This window comes from Escherichia sp. MOD1-EC5950 (genome assembly GCF_002965345.1).
Lineage (GTDB): Bacteria > Pseudomonadota > Gammaproteobacteria > Enterobacterales > Enterobacteriaceae > Escherichia > Escherichia marmotae.
Window position 1 is genome coordinate 1 of the sequence record NZ_PTSR01000020.1, and the last position, 16425, is coordinate 16425.

13 protein-coding genes are annotated in these 16425 nt (G+C 52.5%); 8 read left to right on the forward strand and 5 right to left on the reverse strand.

What is annotated here, in order from left to right; all coding sequences use genetic code 11:
• From BEA93_RS25765 to BEA93_RS17440, 4 genes are all read left to right on the forward strand, one after another.
• Positions 1-293 (forward strand): hypothetical protein (locus BEA93_RS25765; protein ID WP_236942894.1); only part of this gene is annotated, 293 nt, incomplete at its 5' end.
• A gap of 217 nt (positions 294-510) precedes the next feature.
• Positions 511-3162 (forward strand): phosphoenolpyruvate carboxylase, encoded by a 2652-nt coding sequence (ppc, locus tag BEA93_RS17430; protein ID WP_001005558.1) that lies wholly within the window; start codon positions 511-513, stop codon positions 3160-3162.
• 180 nt (positions 3163-3342) lie between these two features.
• Positions 3343-5076: a phosphoethanolamine transferase CptA gene (locus BEA93_RS17435; protein WP_000556325.1), complete on the forward strand. Its 1734-nt coding sequence runs from the start codon at positions 3343-3345 to the stop codon at positions 5074-5076.
• Between the two features lie 214 nt (positions 5077-5290).
• A complete protein-coding gene (locus BEA93_RS17440) occupies positions 5291-6142 on the forward strand; it encodes an AraC family transcriptional regulator (protein ID WP_000274587.1) in 852 nt (283 codons plus the stop codon).
• On the opposite strand, the gene BEA93_RS17445 is transcribed toward BEA93_RS17440, so the two are convergent.
• Genes BEA93_RS17445 through BEA93_RS17465 form a run of 5 tightly spaced genes read right to left on the reverse strand, consistent with a single transcriptional unit; the run spans position 6129 to position 11078 of the window.
• Positions 6129-6470: a PTS fructose-like transporter subunit IIB gene (locus BEA93_RS17445; RefSeq protein ID WP_000323857.1), complete on the reverse strand. Its 342-nt coding sequence runs from the start codon at positions 6468-6470 to the stop codon at positions 6129-6131. The two genes, BEA93_RS17440 and BEA93_RS17445, sit on opposite strands and share 14 nt — an antisense overlap.
• Position 6471: 1 nt before the next feature.
• Positions 6472-7350, reverse strand: coding sequence for a [formate-C-acetyltransferase]-activating enzyme (locus BEA93_RS17450; RefSeq protein WP_000175534.1), 879 nt, complete (start codon positions 7348-7350; stop codon positions 6472-6474).
• Complete coding sequence (locus BEA93_RS17455; protein ID WP_105224815.1) at positions 7316-9613, reverse strand: formate C-acetyltransferase; 2298 nt, start codon at positions 9611-9613, stop codon at positions 7316-7318. The genes BEA93_RS17450 and BEA93_RS17455 overlap by 35 nt, the downstream gene beginning before the upstream one ends.
• A gap of 50 nt (positions 9614-9663) precedes the next feature.
• Positions 9664-9984: a PTS fructose-like transporter subunit IIB gene (locus BEA93_RS17460; RefSeq protein ID WP_038354991.1), complete on the reverse strand. Its 321-nt coding sequence runs from the start codon at positions 9982-9984 to the stop codon at positions 9664-9666.
• Positions 9985-9998: 14 nt separating this feature from the next.
• On the reverse strand, positions 9999-11078 hold the full coding sequence (locus BEA93_RS17465) for a PTS fructose transporter subunit EIIC (RefSeq protein ID WP_001004461.1): 1080 nt from the start codon (positions 11076-11078) through the stop codon (positions 9999-10001).
• A 310-nt stretch (positions 11079-11388) separates the two neighbouring features.
• On the opposite strand from BEA93_RS17465, the gene ptsP reads away from it, so the two are divergent.
• From ptsP to BEA93_RS17485, 4 genes are all read left to right on the forward strand, one after another.
• Complete coding sequence (gene ptsP, locus BEA93_RS17470; protein ID WP_001185149.1) at positions 11389-13890, forward strand: phosphoenolpyruvate--protein phosphotransferase; 2502 nt, start codon at positions 11389-11391, stop codon at positions 13888-13890.
• An 11-nt stretch (positions 13891-13901) separates the two neighbouring features.
• Complete coding sequence (gene fsa, locus BEA93_RS17475) at positions 13902-14564, forward strand: fructose-6-phosphate aldolase (RefSeq protein ID WP_000424828.1); 663 nt, start codon at positions 13902-13904, stop codon at positions 14562-14564.
• Between the two features lie 10 nt (positions 14565-14574).
• Complete coding sequence (gldA, locus tag BEA93_RS17480; protein ID WP_000373979.1) at positions 14575-15678, forward strand: bifunctional L-1,2-propanediol dehydrogenase/glycerol dehydrogenase; 1104 nt, start codon at positions 14575-14577, stop codon at positions 15676-15678.
• A gap of 120 nt (positions 15679-15798) precedes the next feature.
• A complete protein-coding gene (locus BEA93_RS17485) occupies positions 15799-16416 on the forward strand; it encodes a DUF1287 domain-containing protein (protein ID WP_105224816.1) in 618 nt (205 codons plus the stop codon).
• Positions 16417-16425: the final 9 nt, after the last annotated feature.

A 16425-nucleotide genomic window follows, 5' to 3' on the forward strand; every position in this document is an offset into this window, starting at 1 on the left:
ATCTTATCCGACCTACAGTGACTCAAATGATGCCCAACCGTAGGCCGGATAAGGCGCTCGCGCCGCATCCGGCACTGTTGCCAAACTCCAGCGCCGCAATAATGTCGGATGCGATGCTTGCGCATCTTATCCGACCTACAGTGACTCAAATGATGCCCAACCGTAGGCCGGATAAGGCGCTCGCGCCGCATCCGGCACTGTTGCCAAACTCCAGCGCCGCAATAATGTCGGATGCGATGCTTACGCATCTTATCCGACCTACGTATTTGGTGTTACGCGAGGCGAATTTTTAACATTCCCATAAGTTACGCTTATTTAAAACGTCGTGAATTTAATGGCGTAAATCCCTGCTATTTATTCGTTTGCTGAAGCGATTTCGCAGCATTTGACGTCACCGCGTTTACGTGGCTTTATAAAAGACGACGAAAAGCAAAGCCCGAGCATATTCGCGCCAATGCGACGTGAAGGATACAGGGCTATCAAACGATAAGATGGGGTGTCTGGGGTCATATGAACGAACAATATTCCGCGTTGCGCAGTAATGTCAGTATGCTCGGCAAAGTGCTGGGAGAAACCATCAAGGATGCGTTGGGAGAACACATTCTTGAACGCGTAGAAACTATCCGTAAGTTGTCCAAATCTTCACGCGCTGGCAATGATGCTAACCGCCAGGAGTTGCTCACCACCTTACAAAATTTGTCGAACGACGAGCTGCTACCCGTTGCGCGTGCGTTTAGCCAGTTCCTGAACCTGGCCAACACCGCCGAGCAATACCACAGCATTTCGCCAAAAGGTGAGGCTGCCAGCAATCCGGAAGTGATCGCCCGTACCCTGCGTAAACTAAAAAACCAGCCAGACCTTAGCGAAGAAACTATCAAAAAAGCGGTTGAATCGTTGTCGCTGGAACTGGTTCTTACCGCACACCCAACCGAAATCACCCGCCGCACACTGATCCACAAAATGGTGGAAGTGAACGCCTGCTTAAAACAGCTCGACAACAAAGATCTCGCTGACTACGAACATCACCAATTAATGCGCCGTCTGCGCCAGTTGATCGCTCAGTCGTGGCATACCGATGAAATCCGCAAACTACGCCCAAGCCCAATTGATGAAGCCAAATGGGGTTTTGCAGTAGTAGAAAACAGCCTGTGGCAGGGCGTGCCGAATTACCTGCGCGAACTGAATGAGCAACTGGAAGAAAACCTGGGCTACAAACTGCCGGTAGAATTTGTTCCGGTTCGTTTTACCTCGTGGATGGGCGGCGACCGCGATGGCAACCCAAACGTCACCGCCGACATCACCCGTCACGTACTTCTGCTCAGTCGCTGGAAAGCAACTGACCTGTTCCTGAAAGATATTCAGGTTCTGGTCTCCGAGTTGTCGATGGTTGAAGCAACACCTGAACTGCTGGCGCTGGTCGGTGAAGAAGGTGCTGCAGAGCCGTATCGCTATCTGATGAAAAACCTGCGTTCTCGCCTGATGGCGACCCAGGCGTGGCTGGAAGCGCGCCTGAAAGGTGAAGAACTGCCAAAACCGGAAGGCCTGCTGACACAGAACGAAGAATTATGGGAGCCGCTCTACGCTTGCTACCAGTCACTTCAGGCGTGTGGCATGGGGATTATCGCCAACGGCGATCTGCTTGATACTCTGCGCCGCGTGAAATGTTTCGGTGTACCGCTGGTGCGTATTGATATCCGCCAGGAGAGTACTCGTCATACCGAAGCATTGGGTGAACTGACCCGCTACCTCGGCATCGGAGACTACGAAAGCTGGTCAGAGGCCGACAAACAGGCGTTCCTGATCCGCGAACTGAACTCTAAACGTCCGTTGCTGCCTCGCAACTGGCAACCAAGCGCCGAAACACGCGAAGTGCTCGATACGTGTCAGGTGATTGCCGAAGCGCCGCAAGGCTCCATTGCCGCCTACGTGATCTCGATGGCGAAAACACCGTCTGACGTACTGGCTGTCCACCTGCTACTGAAAGAAGCGGGAATTGGATTCGCGATGCCGGTCGCACCGCTGTTTGAAACCCTCGATGACCTGAACAACGCCAACGATGTTATGACCCAACTGCTGAATATCGACTGGTATCGCGGTCTGATTCAGGGCAAACAGATGGTAATGATTGGCTATTCCGACTCAGCAAAAGATGCGGGCGTGATGGCGGCATCCTGGGCGCAGTATCAGGCACAGGATGCGTTAATCAAAACCTGCGAAAAGGCGGGTATTGAACTGACGCTGTTCCACGGTCGCGGCGGTTCCATTGGCCGCGGTGGCGCACCAGCACATGCAGCACTGCTTTCGCAACCGCCGGGAAGCCTGAAAGGCGGCCTGCGTGTGACCGAACAGGGCGAGATGATCCGCTTTAAATACGGTCTACCGGAAATCACCGTTAGCAGCCTGTCGCTGTACACCGGGGCGATTCTGGAAGCCAACCTGCTGCCACCGCCAGAGCCGAAAGAGAGCTGGCGTCGGATTATGGATGAACTGTCGGTCATCTCTTGCGATGTCTATCGTGGCTACGTGCGTGAAAACAAAGATTTTGTTCCTTACTTCCGTTCCGCTACGCCAGAACAGGAACTGGGCAAACTGCCGTTGGGTTCACGTCCGGCGAAACGTCGCCCAACCGGCGGCGTCGAATCACTGCGCGCCATTCCGTGGATCTTCGCCTGGACGCAAAACCGCCTGATGCTTCCCGCCTGGCTGGGTGCGGGTACAGCGCTGCAAAAAGTGGTCGAAGATGGCAAACAGAACGAACTGGAAACCATGTGCCGCGACTGGCCGTTCTTCTCAACACGTCTGGGAATGCTGGAGATGGTGTTCGCAAAAGCGGATCTGTGGCTGGCGGAATACTATGACCAACGCCTGGTCGACAAAGAACTGTGGCCGTTAGGTAAAGAGTTACGCAATCTGCAAGAAGAAGACATCAAAGTGGTGCTGGCGATTGCCAACGATTCCCATCTGATGGCGGATCTGCCGTGGATTGCCGAGTCTATTCAGCTACGGAATATATACACCGACCCGCTGAACGTGTTGCAGGCAGAGCTACTGCACCGCTCCCGCCAGGCGGAAAAAGAAGGTCATGAACCGGATCCCCGCGTAGAACAAGCGTTAATGGTCACTATTGCCGGGATTGCGGCAGGTATGCGTAATACCGGCTAATCTCTCCCTCAATCAACCCTCGTGCAATAGTGCGAGGGTTTTCTGAAATACTTCTGTTCTAACTCCCTCGTTTTCAATATATTTCTGTCTGCATTTTATTCAAATCCTGGATATCTCTTCAGATATCCTTAAGGTTTTACCCTTACATTCGGCGCTATTTTTTCGAGACAGGTTCTTACTATGCATTCCACAGAAGTCCAGGCTAAACCCCTTTTTAGCTGGAAAGCCCTGGGTTGGGCACTGCTCTACTTTTGGTTTTTCTCTACCCTACTACAGGTCATTATTTACGTCAGCGGCTACAGCGGTACTAACGGCATGCGCGACTCGCTGTTGTTTAGTTCGCTGTGGTTGATCCCGGTATTCCTCTTTCCGAAGCGGATTAAAATTATCGCCGCGATAATCGGCGTGATGCTGTGGGCGGCCTCTCTGGCGGCGCTGTGTTACTACGTCATATACGGTCAGGAGTTCTCGCAGAGCGTTCTGTTTGTGATGTTTGAAACCAACACCAACGAAGCCAGCGAGTATTTAAGCCAGTATTTCAGCCTGAAGATTGTGCTTATCGCGCTGGCCTATACAGCAGTGGCAGTTCTGCTATGGACACGCCTGCGCCCGGTCTATATTCCGAAGCCGTGGCGTTATGTTGTCTCTTTTGCCCTGCTTTATGGTTTGATTCTGCACCCGATCGCCATGAACACGTTTATCAAAAACAAACCGTTTGAGAAAACGTTGGATAATCTGGCATCGCGCATGGAACCCGCCGCGCCGTGGCAATTCCTGACAGGTTATTATCAGTATCGCCAGCAACTTAACTCACTGACGAAACTACTGAATGAAAATAACGCATTACCGCCGCTGGCTAATTTCAAAGACGAATCGGGCAACGAACCGCGCACCTTAGTACTGGTGATTGGCGAATCAACCCAGCGTGGACGCATGAGCCTGTACGGTTATCCGCGTGAAACCACGCCTGAACTGGATGCGCTGCATAAAACCGACCCAAACCTGACCGTGTTCAATAATGTGGTCACATCGCGTCCGTACACCATTGAAATCCTGCAACAGGCGCTGACTTTCGCCAACGAAAAGAATCCGGATCTGTACCTGACGCAGCCGTCGCTGATGAACATGATGAAACAGGCGGGTTATAAAACGTTCTGGATCACCAACCAGCAAACGATGACCGCCCGCAACACCATGCTGACGGTATTTTCGCGCCAGACCGATAAACAGTACTACATGAACCAGCAACGCACACAGAGTGCGCGTGAATACGACACCAACGTGCTGAAGCCGTTCCAGGAAGTGCTGAAGGACCCCGCGCCGAAGAAACTGATCATCGTTCATCTGCTGGGTACGCACATCAAATACAAATATCGTTACCCGGAAGATCAGGGCAAGTTTGATGGCAATACCGATCACGTGCCGCCGGGATTAAGCGCAGAAGAGTTGGAATCGTATAACGATTACGACAACGCCAACTTGTACAACGATCACGTAGTTGCCAGCCTGATTAAAGACTTTAAAGCTGCTGATCCGAATGGTTTCCTGGTTTACTTCTCTGACCACGGTGAAGAGGTTTATGACACACCACCGCATAAAACTCAGGGGCGTAATGAAGACAACCCGACGCGCCACATGTACACCATTCCGTTCCTGCTGTGGACGTCGGAAAAATGGCAGGCGACTCATCCGCGTGATTTCTCGCAGGATGTCGATCGTAAATACAGCCTGGCTGAACTGATCCACACCTGGTCGGATTTGGCGGGCTTATCTTACGATGGTTACGATCCAACCCGTTCGGTGGTGAACCCGCAATTCAAAGAAACCACCCGCTGGATTGGTAACCCGTATAAGAAAAATGCGCTGATCGATTACGACACTCTGCCGTATGGCGATCAGGTGGGTAATCAGTAATTATCTACCAGGTGCTATTTGCCGGATGCGACGCTTGACGCGTCTTATCCGGCCTACAGATCGCGGCGGTAGGCCGGATAAGGCGTTTACGCCGCATCCGGCAATACAACTGCCGCAATGTTTACATCTCACTCCCATCAGGCCACACTTTTCAGGTGGCCTTTTTTCATAATGCCAGTTACTGTTTTCCCGTCTACATACCTGAGGGAATAACATGTATCACGACGTCAACTATCTGCTCTCCCGCCTAATCAACGGCCCGCTGTTACTCCGCCAGGTTTACTTCGCGAGCAGCAACGGCCCGGCCCCCGATCTCGCGTATAAGGTCGATTTTCCACGGCTGGAAATTGTGCTGGAAGGCGAGTTTGTTGATACCGGTACAGGTGCAACGTTAGTTTCCGGCGATGTACTGTACGTTCCCGCTGGCGGGTGGAATTTCCCACAATGGGAAACACCCGCCACGACATTTAGCGTTCTGTTTGGCAAACAGCAACTCGGCTTCAGCGTCGTACAGTGGGATGGCAAACAATATCAAAATCTGGCAAAGCAACACGTCGCCCGACGTGGCCCACGTATTGGCTCGTTCCTGCTACAAACGCTCAATGAAATGCAAATGCAGCCGCAGGAGCAACAAACAGCCAGGCTTATTGTCACCAGTTTGCTTAGCCACTGCCGCGATTTGCTCGGCAGCCAAATTCAGACAGCCTCTCGCAGCCAGGCACTTTTCGAAGCCATTCGCGATTACATCGACGAACGTTATGCCACCGCGCTGACCCGCGAATCTGTCGCGCAGGCGTTCTACATTTCACCAAACTACCTATCGCACCTGTTTCAAAAAACGGGGGCTATTGGCTTTAACGAATACCTGAATCACACGCGACTGGAACATGCTAAGACGCTACTGAAAGGCTATGATCTGAAGGTAAAAGAAGTGGCTCACGCCTGCGGTTTTGTCGACAGCAACTACTTCTGCCGTCTGTTTCGTAAAAATACCGAACGCTCGCCGTCGGAATATCGTCGGCAGTACCACAGCCAACTGACAGAAAAACCAACTACTCCAGAATAAGGTGCGTTTGCTGCGGCGCAGAAAGCACCTTACGAACAGCACTCATCACCCGATGAGGTTCGCGTAGAAAAGCGTAGATACCGCATTGTACATAGCGACAATGTTCAAAACGCTCGGCACCAGAAAGCTCGATATCTGTAATCAACAACACAACATCCGCGCGACGGATATTCTCGTCCGATAAGCGGTTCTCCGTTCCCAGCGCCCCCTGAGTTTCAATGCTGACGCTCCACTTTTCCTGCTGACACAACTTTTCCAGCCGTTCTGCCGCCATATAGGTATGTGCCACACCGCTAACGCAGGCGGTAACTGCAACCAGATATGCCATCCTACCCCCCAACCGTAACCTGAAAACCAGCCTGTTCAGCCATTTCACGCATCAATGCCACATCGGCTGACGACGGTGCCGGTATATCTTTCATCGACCATTCGCGCCCCAACAGACGGTATTTCGGTTCACCGTACTGATGAAACGGCAACAGGTGGATCTGCCTGATATTCAAAGGAATCAACACATCCAGCGCCTGCTGCATATTCTCTCTGCTGAGCGTATAGCCAGGGATCAGCGGCAAACGAGGGATCACATTGATACCTTCACTCACCAGCAAACGCAGATTCTCCAGCACGCGCGGCAGATTCATTTTCACCACGTCCCGCGCTCTTGTCGGGTCCATAATTTTTAAATCGAACAACACTTCATCGCACAATTTCGCCAGCGGTAGCAACCTGCTTGCTGGCGCGTCTCCGGCAGTTTCGATGGCACATGACACGCCCCACAGCCGCAGTCGTTGCAAAAAACGGGTAGCAAACTCCGCTTGCACCAACACTTCACCGCCAGAAAGCGTGACACCACCGCCAGACGTGCGAAAGAAAATGTCATCCTTCATCACTTCCCGTTCCAGAGCGTCGAGGCTGATATCACGACCAATCCGCTCAAATGCGCCGGAAGGACATTCATCTGCATCACGTAAACATTTCGCGCAATGCAGACATTTCGCCTCTCTACGCACCGTCTGGATTTTGCCGGAGATCGACTCCGGATTAGCACACCACGGGCACAGATGTGGGCAGCCTTTAAAAAAGACCACCGTACGAATACCCTCACCGTCATTCAGCGAATAACGCTGAATGTTAAAAATACGCGCCACATCCTCGCGGCGCGTTTCCACAACGTTACAACTGATGCGCTGTACGGCGGATAATGTCATCCTGAATTTCCTTCGAGAGTTCGACAAAGAAGGCGCTGTATCCGGCAACGCGTACCACCAGCCCCGCATAGTCCTGCGGGCGCAATTGGGCTTCACGTAACGTGTCGGCATTCACTACGTTAAATTGAACGTGCTGCAACTTAAGCTGAGTAAATGCACGTAAGAAGTCAGCCAGTTTGCGTAATCCCGCTTCACCTTCCAGGGTAGCCGGAGTGAATTTCACATTCAGCAACGTACCGTTAGAAAGCAACGTGTTATCAAGTTTACTTACTGACTTCAGCACCGCCGTTGGCCCTTGTCCGTCCTGACCCAACATTGGTGACAAACCACCATCAGCCAGTTGTTCTCCGGCGAAGCGGCCGTCTGGCGTCGCGCCAACCACCGACCCCAGCGGGACGTGAGCAGAAACGGTATACGACCCCGGCGTGAAGTAGCCGCCGCGCGGGTTCTGGTATTTTTCCACTTCTTTGCAGTAATGGCGCAGCAATTCGGCGCTAATGTTATCCACCTCGTCGATATCGTTGCCGTACTTCTCAAAGCGGTTAATTAAACGAGCACGGATTTTTTCGCCTTCTGGCGTTTCGAAGTTTGCTTTTAATACCGACAACAACTCGTCAAAACTTAAACGTTGTTGATCAAAAACCATCCCTTTCAACGCATGGAGTGAATCACTCAGGTTAGCGATACCAATCCCCTGCACGCCGGAAAAGTTATAACGCGCGCCGCCGTCGGTAATATCGCGGCCTTTTTCCAGACAATCGCTGATAAACGAAGAGAGCAGCGGCACTGGTGCCCAGTCACGATGGCCGATATCGCAAATATTGCTGCCTTCAACCATCAGAGTGATGTAGTGGCTGATCTTCGCGCGAATTTGTTCCAGCAAACCGTCATAACTCAATGCGGAATTACCTTCATTCTCATGCAGGCAGATTTCCATCACTTTCAGCAGGTTAAACATCGCGATATCGTGCAGACCGTAGGTTCTGCCCGGAATGGATAATTCCACGCAACCGACCACTGAATAGTCGCGCGCATCTTCCAGCGAAACACCACGGTTGAGGAACGCGGGCACCACCACTTCATCGTTGAAGATTTGCGGAATACCAGTACCAAGACGAATGGTTTCTGCGGTTTTCATCAGGAACGGCGTGTCAATCAAGGCGTTAGTGCGCACACCGAGATTTGGCTGCGGCAACTGTACGCTTTGATAGGCGTCGAGACAGAGAAACGAAAGCACATTCACCGCGCTACGTCCGTTTTCCGTTAAACCACCGAGCAGTGCGGTATAGCCGGTCGGGAAACCTGCGAAATAGCGCGCGCTGCTGGTGGAACGTAACAGCACAATGTCATTACATTTCACCCACAGGGACTCGAGCAGTTCTTTCAGGAACGCCGGATCTTCACCCTGGGTCAGCGAGGCCTGATAGAACGGCAACATATACTGATCGAAGCGCCCTAACGACAGCGAACTGGCGTTAGATTCATATTGCAGAATGATGTTCATGTACCAGAACAACTGGCACGCCTGCCAGAACGTCTGCGGCTTATGTTCGGCGTTATGACGGGAGATCTCCGCAATAGTCAGCAATTCTTCCCGACGTTGGGCATTAACGCAGCTTGCTGCCATCGTTTCTGCCAGTTCGGCGTAACGCAAAATATGTTTCTGCGAGGCTTCCAGCAATAACAGCGCAGCCTGATAAAAGTGATTATCCGGCTGTTGCTGGCAATGTTGTTGCATCTGCGCCACCAGCTCACCCAGCCCGTGATTCAGCAGGCGTGGGTAATCAATAATGATGTGCCCCTGGCCTTTATCCGTCTGGTTGATGCTGAAAATCTGCGTACTGGTCGCCGCTTTAACTTCGTCCGTCATCTGCCCATTGATGAAATCTTTCATCGAGCGTTTTTCCCAGTACGGGAACAACTCTTCGCGATAGATACGTTTATCTTCTTCACTAATGGCGAAGCGATCCTGCGGGCGTGTCGGGAATTGATCCAGCTCTTTCAGCAACCAGTAAGGATCCATTTCCGGCGACATAATCCCGGCGCGCGGTTTTACGGTGCGGTTACCGGCAATCAGTTCTTCATCACGAATCGAAATTTCAACATGTTCAAGGATATACGCTGTCGCTTTCGCCCGGCGCAATATCACCGGTTCGCCTTCGGTTTTCCGATGGCTGGCGGTATAAAGCAGCGCCCGCTCCAACGAGATTTCACGGGTATTGGCAAACAGTGCAGTTTTAAGGCGAGAGATACGATTCGTCATGAGGAACTCCTGTGGGAAAGCGAACCCGCCCTTGCGGGCGGGATAAGAACTTAAGCGGTTTGCGCCAGGTGAGCTTCAATTTTGCTCATAATGGCGTCAGCGCGTTTTACTGCGTCGCTGATGTTGACACGCACGATGGTCTTGCCAGCAAAACGCTCTTCAAACTTGATGCCGATATCTTTGGTCAGAATCACCATATCGGCGCTCGCCACGTCTTCCGCAGTCAGTTCGTTTTCCAGACCAATCGACCCCTGGGTTTCTACTTTCACTTCCCAGCCTTTTGCTTTCGCGGCACTTTCCAGCGCCTCTGCCGCCATATAGGTATGGGCAACACCTGAAGGACATGCGGTTACTGCAATAATTTTCGCCATGGCTCGTTCCTCAATTAATTAATTTCAAAATCCAGATCCAGGTCGTCTTCCTTCTCATCAGTTGAAGACCCATTTTTACGCGCCAGACTTTTCAGCACGTTAACGCAGATAGCCGTTGCTACAGCCCCAACAGCCACTGCCGCGATGTAACCCAACTTGCCTTCAACTACCGGCAGCACAATCAGACCACCCCAGCCTGCATAGCACTGCGCACCAACCAATGCCGCGGTGACCGTGCCACAAACAGTGCCCACCATGATGGAAGGGATCACACGCAACGGATCGGCGGCGGCGAAAGGAATCGCCCCTTCAGTGACACCAACACAGCCCATCACCAATGCCGCTTTACCGGTTTCACGTTCTTCTGCGGAGAAGTTTTTGCGACCAATCAGCGTCGCCAGCCCCATCCCCAGCGGCGGAACACAGATCCCTACTGCCGCGATCGCCACCACGGTATAAACACCCTGGGCGACACAAATCAGCATGAATGCATACGCCACTTTGTTAACCGGACCGCCCATATCGAACGCCAGCATCAGCCCCATAATGACCGCCAGCATGATAATGCTGCCCTGCTGCATTCCCTGAAGCCACTGGGTCAGACTGTTAGTCAATGCGCCCACAGGCTCGCCCAGCCCCCACATCATGACGCCAGCGGTAATTAAGGTGCCGACGATCGGAATAATGAAGATTGGCATGACAGAACGCAGAACTTTATGCACCGGGATTTTCTTCAGGTAATGCACCACGATGCCGCCGATAATCCCGGCGATCAGCGCGCCAAAGAAGCCTGCACCAAAACTGTTACCGACCCAGGCACCAATAGCGCACGGAGCCAGCGCGGAACGTTCCGCAATGGAATAACCGATGTAAGCAGCAAGGAAAGGCACCATCAGCGTTAAGCCCGCGACGCCGATATCAAACAGTTTTTTCAGATTCGGATCGGCTACGGCATCTGGCACCGCACCTTTGCCGTACAGCATGACGGAAACCGCCAGCAAAATACCGCCCGATACTACGAAGGGAATCATGTGTGAAACGCCCGTCATTAAATGCTGACGAGTGTTTTTCAGTATCTGCACCAACTCATTCATAAGCTGCTCCTGGGCTTGCAAAAGCCCATGTCCATATTTTTTTGATGGGAGAAACAATAGGCAATCGCAAGCGGAGCAAACAGTGGATAAAAAGGCCATTTACTGGACTTTTGTAATGTCAGTACAAAAATGCGATCCGCCTCATAACTTGCGTTATCTCGGAATCATGCCGGAGTGGCGCGTCTTGTGAGACGCGTCGCAAATTGACGGTTACATTACATTTGTCCAGCTTTTGACAGATTTGTCACATGGCAGGCCGTTACCGTGCACTCTTATCCTGTAAACAGAAAACCTTACCGGGAGAGAGGCAATGGCCCTGATTGTGGAATTTATTTGTGAGCTACCTAATGGCGTACATGCACGTCCGGCAAGCCACGTTGAAACGCTATGTAATACTTTTTCATCGCAAATTGAGTGGCATAACCTGCGTACCGATCGCAAGGGCAACGCCAAAAGCGCGCTGGCGCTGATTGGCACCGATACACTGGTGGGCGATAACTGCCAGTTACTGATTTCTGGAGCCGACGAACAAGAAGCACACCAGCGTTTAAGCCAATGGCTGCGCGATGAATTTCCCCACTGTGACGCGCCGCTGGAAGAAGTAAAATCTGACGAACTGGAGCCGCTGCCGGTTTCACTGACTAATCTGAATCCGCGCATTATCCGCGCCCGCACCGTGTGTAACGGTAGCGCAGGCGGCATCCTGACGCCGATTTCCTCTTTAGATCTCAATGCACTGGGTAATCTTCCTGCCGCTAAAGATGCTGACGCCGAACAATCTGCACTGGAAAACGGCCTGACACTGGTACTGAAAAACATTGAGTTTCGTCTGCTGGATAGCGACGGTGCCACCAGCGCAATACTGGAAGCCCACCGTTCGTTAGCGGGCGATACCTCTTTACGTCAACACTTACTGGCGGGTGTCAGCGAGGGATTAAGCTGTGCCGAAGCGATTGTTGCCAGTGCGAATCACTTTTGCGAAGAGTTCGCCCGTTCCAGTAGTAGCTACCTGCAAGAGCGTGCGCTGGATGTGCGCGACGTCTGCTTCCAGTTACTCCAGCAAATTTACGGCGAACAACGCTTCCCGGCACCGGGTAAATTGACGCAGCCAGCCATTTGTATGGCGGATGAACTAACCCCCAGTCAGTTCCTCGAACTGGATAAAAATCACCTCAAAGGTCTGCTACTGAAAAGCGGCGGCACCACCTCACACACGGTGATCCTTGCCCGTTCATTTAATATTCCGACGCTGGTCGGCGTGGATATCGAGACCCTTAGCCCGTGGCTGCAACAAACGATTTATATCGACGGCAACGCCGGGGCGATTGTGGTCGAACCGACAGAAGCGGTGGCGCGTTATTATCAACAGGAAGCGCGCGTACAGGACGCTCTGCGTGAGCAACAACGTGTCTGGCTGACCCAGCAAGCCCGCACCGCTGATGGTATCCGTATCGAAGTTGCTGCTAACATCGCTCACTCGGTAGAAGCACAGGCTGCGTTTGGCAATGGCGCAGAAGGCGTTGGTCTGTTCCGCACTGAAATGCTCTATATGGATCGCACCAGTGCACCGGGCGAAAGCGAGTTGTACAACATTTTTTGTCAGGCGCTGGAATCCGCCAACGGGCGCAGCATTATTGTGCGTACTATGGATATTGGCGGCGATAAACCCGTTGATTATCTGAATATTCCCGCAGAAGCCAACCCATTCCTTGGTTATCGCGCGGTGCGTATTTATGAAGAATACGCGTCACTGTTTACCACGCAATTACGGTCGATCCTGCGCGCCTCTGCTCACGGCAGCCTGAAAATCATGATCCCGATGATCTCCTCAATGGAAGAGATCTTATGGGTGAAAGAAAAGCTGGCGGAAGCCAAACAGCAACTGCGTAACGAACACATTCCGTTTGATGAAAAGATCCCACTCGGCATCATGCTGGAAGTACCGTCGGTCATGTTCATTATCGACCAGTGCTGCGAAGAGATTGATTTCTTTAGTATCGGCAGTAACGACCTGACGCAGTATCTGCTGGCGGTGGATCGTGATAACGCTAAAGTCACCCGTCACTACAACAGTCTGAATCCGGCATTCCTGCGGGCGCTTGATTACGCCGTTCAGGCAGTGCATCGCCAGGGTAAATGGATCGGCCTGTGCGGAGAACTGGGGGCAAAAGGTTCCGTACTGCCGCTGCTGATCGGTTTAGGGCTGGATGAACTTAGCATGAGCGCACCGTCAATTCCGGCGGCAAAAGCACGCATGGCGCAACTCGACAGCCGCGAATGTCGTCAGTTGCTTAACCAGGCGATGGCCTGCCGTACTTCACTGGAAGTGGAGCATCTGCTGGCGCAGTTCCGTATGACGCAACAGGATGCGCCGCTGGTTACCGCCGAGTGCATCACGCTGGAAAGCGACTGGCGCAGCAAAGAAGAAGTGCTCAAAGGCATGACCGATAACCTGCTGCTGGCAGGACGCTGTCGCTATCCGCGGAAACTGGAAGCCGATCTGTGGGCGCGTGAGGCCGTCTTCTCTACCGGACTGGGCTTTAGTTTCGCCATTCCACACAGCAAATCAGAACATATTGAGCAGTCGACCATCAGTGTGGCTCGTCTGCAAGCACCTGTGCGCTGGGGCGATGATGAAGCACAATTCATCATTATGTTAACCCTGAACAAACACGCTGCGGGCGATCAGCATATGCGCATTTTCTCGCGCCTCGCTCGCCGCATCATGCACGAAGAATTCCGTAACGCGCTGGTTAACGCCGCTTCCGCCGACGCTATCGCCAGCCTGCTGCAACATGAACTGGAACTGTAAAAGGAAACATCATGGAACTGTATCTGGACACCGCTAACGTCGCAGAAGTCGAACGTCTGGCACGCATATTCCCGATTGCCGGAGTGACGACTAACCCGAGCATTATTGCTGCCAGCAAGGAGTCCATCTGGGATGTACTGCCGCGTCTGCAAAAAGCGATTGGTGATGAGGGCATTCTGTTTGCTCAGACTATGAGCCGCGACGCACAGGGCATGGTAGAAGAAGCGAAACGTCTGCGCGACGTTATTCCGGGAATTGTGGTGAAAATTCCGGTAACATCCGAAGGTCTGGCAGCAATTAAATTGCTGAAAAAAGAAGGCATTACCACGCTGGGAACCGCAGTCTACAGCGCCGCACAAGGGCTATTAGCCGCACTGGCTGGCGCAAAATACGTGGCCCCCTATGTAAACCGCGTGGACGCTCAGGGCGGAGACGGCATTCGTACCGTACAGGAGCTGCAAGCGTTACTGGAAATGCACGCGCCAGAAAGCATGGTGCTGGCAGCCAGCTTTAAAACACCGCGTCAGGCGCTGGATTGTTTGCTGGCAGGATGTGAATCCATCACACTGCCCTTAGATGTAGCGCAACAAATGCTTAACACCCCTGCGGTAGAGTCAGCTATAGAGAAGTTCGAGCACGACTGGAATGCCGCATTTGGCAATACTCATCTCTAAAGGAGCAATTATGGACCGCATTATTCAATCACCAGGTAAATACATCCAGGGCGCTGATGTAATTAATCGCCTGGGCGAATACCTGAAACCGCTGGCAGAACGTTGGTTAGTTGTTGGCGATAAATTTGTATTAGGTTTTGCTCAGGCAACCGTCGAGCAAAGCTTTAAAGATGCCGGGCTGGTTGTTGAAATCGCACCCTTTGGCGGTGAATGTTCGCAAAATGAAATCGATCGTCTACGTGGCATCGCAGAAACCGCACAGTGTGGTGCAATTCTCGGTATTGGCGGCGGTAAAACCCTCGATACCGCCAAAGCACTGGCACATTTCATGGGTGTTCCGGTAGCAATCGCTCCGACTATCGCCTCTACCGACGCACCGTGCAGTGCGCTGTCTGTTATCTACACCGATGATGGTGAGTTTGACCGCTATCTGCTGCTGCCGAACAACCCGGAACGCGTCATTGTGGATACCAAAATTGTTGCTGGCGCACCTGCACGTCTGTTAGCGGCGGGTATTGGCGATGCGTTGGCAACCTGGTTTGAAGCACGTGCCTGTTCCCGCAGCGGCGCAACCACGATGGCGGGCGGTAAATGTACTCAGGCAGCACTGGCTCTGGCTGAACTGTGCTACAACACCCTGCTGGAAGAAGGCGAAAAAGCGATGCTTGCCGCTGAACAGCATGTGGTGACTCCGGCGCTGGAACGTGTGATTGAAGCTAACACCTATTTGAGCGGCGTGGGCTTTGAAAGCGGCGGCCTGGCGGCGGCGCACGCGGTGCACAATGGCCTGACGGCCATTCCGGATGCGCATCACTATTATCACGGTGAAAAAGTGGCATTCGGTACGCTGACGCAACTGGTTCTGGAAAACGCACCAGTTGAGGAAATCGAAACCGTAGCTGCGCTGTGCCATGCTGTCGGCCTGCCAATTACCCTGGCACAACTGGATATTAAAGAAGATATCCCGGCGAAAATGCGGATTGTCGCAGAAGCATCTTGTGCAGAAGGTGAAACTATTCACAACATGCCTGGCGGCGCCACGCCAGATCAGGTTTACGCTGCATTGCTGGTAGCCGACCAGTATGGTCAGCGTTTCCTGCAAGAGTGGGAATAACCTACGCCAAACTCCCGGCTTGTCCGGGAGTTTTTTATCCGCTTCTGGACATTTTCTCCACAGAACAATCGTTAGCCCGGAAGGTCGAATCTGTGACTCTTATTTTCACGGACGAAACAGATGAAAGCTTCACTGGCGTTGGTCAGCCTTCTAACGGCATTTACCAGCCACTCCTTAAAATCTCCCGCCGTTCCACCAACCGTGGTACAAATCCAGGCCAACACCAACCTTGCCATCGCAGACGGTGCCAGACAGCAAATTAGCAGCACGCTATTTTACGATCCGGCGTATGTGCAGCTTACCTATCCTGGCGGTGATGTCCCGCAGGAACGCGGCGTATGTTCTGATGTAGTGATCCGCGCATTACGCAGCCAGCAGGTAGATTTGCAGAAGCTGGTTCATGAAGATATGGCGAAGAATTTTGCCGAGTACCCGCAAAAATGGAAGTTAAAGCGCCCGGACAGCAACATCGATCACCGTCGGGTGCCTAATCTGGAAACCTGGTTTATCCACCACGATAAAACACGCCCCACCAGCAAGAACCCCAGTGACTATCAAGCGGGCGATATTGTCTCCTGGCGATTAGATAACGGGCTGGCACATATTGGGGTGGTTTCAGATGGCTTCGCCCGCAACGGTACGCCACTGGTGATACATAACATTGGCGCAGGCGCGCAGGAAGAAGATGTGTTGTTTAGCTGGCAGATTGTCGGGCACTACCGCTATTTTGCTAAATAAGCGATAGCG

What these genes read in the sequence shown, in the direction of transcription:
- ppc (WP_001005558.1), top strand. Translation starts at nt 511, where the DNA reads ATGAACGAACAATATTCCGCGTTGCGCAGTAATGTCAGTATGCTCGGC.
- BEA93_RS17435 (WP_000556325.1), top strand. Translation starts at nt 3,343, where the DNA reads ATGCATTCCACAGAAGTCCAGGCTAAACCCCTTTTTAGCTGGAAAGCC.
- BEA93_RS17440 (WP_000274587.1), top strand. Translation starts at nt 5,291, where the DNA reads ATGTATCACGACGTCAACTATCTGCTCTCCCGCCTAATCAACGGCCCG.
- BEA93_RS17445 (WP_000323857.1), bottom strand. Translation starts at nt 6,470, where the DNA reads ATGGCATATCTGGTTGCAGTTACCGCCTGCGTTAGCGGTGTGGCACAT.
- BEA93_RS17450 (WP_000175534.1), bottom strand. Translation starts at nt 7,350, where the DNA reads ATGACATTATCCGCCGTACAGCGCATCAGTTGTAACGTTGTGGAAACG.
- BEA93_RS17455 (WP_105224815.1), bottom strand. Translation starts at nt 9,613, where the DNA reads ATGACGAATCGTATCTCTCGCCTTAAAACTGCACTGTTTGCCAATACC.
- BEA93_RS17460 (WP_038354991.1), bottom strand. Translation starts at nt 9,984, where the DNA reads ATGGCGAAAATTATTGCAGTAACCGCATGTCCTTCAGGTGTTGCCCAT.
- BEA93_RS17465 (WP_001004461.1), bottom strand. Translation starts at nt 11,078, where the DNA reads ATGAATGAGTTGGTGCAGATACTGAAAAACACTCGTCAGCATTTAATG.
- ptsP (WP_001185149.1), top strand. Translation starts at nt 11,389, where the DNA reads ATGGCCCTGATTGTGGAATTTATTTGTGAGCTACCTAATGGCGTACAT.
- fsa (WP_000424828.1), top strand. Translation starts at nt 13,902, where the DNA reads ATGGAACTGTATCTGGACACCGCTAACGTCGCAGAAGTCGAACGTCTG.
- gldA (WP_000373979.1), top strand. Translation starts at nt 14,575, where the DNA reads ATGGACCGCATTATTCAATCACCAGGTAAATACATCCAGGGCGCTGAT.
- BEA93_RS17485 (WP_105224816.1), top strand. Translation starts at nt 15,799, where the DNA reads ATGAAAGCTTCACTGGCGTTGGTCAGCCTTCTAACGGCATTTACCAGC.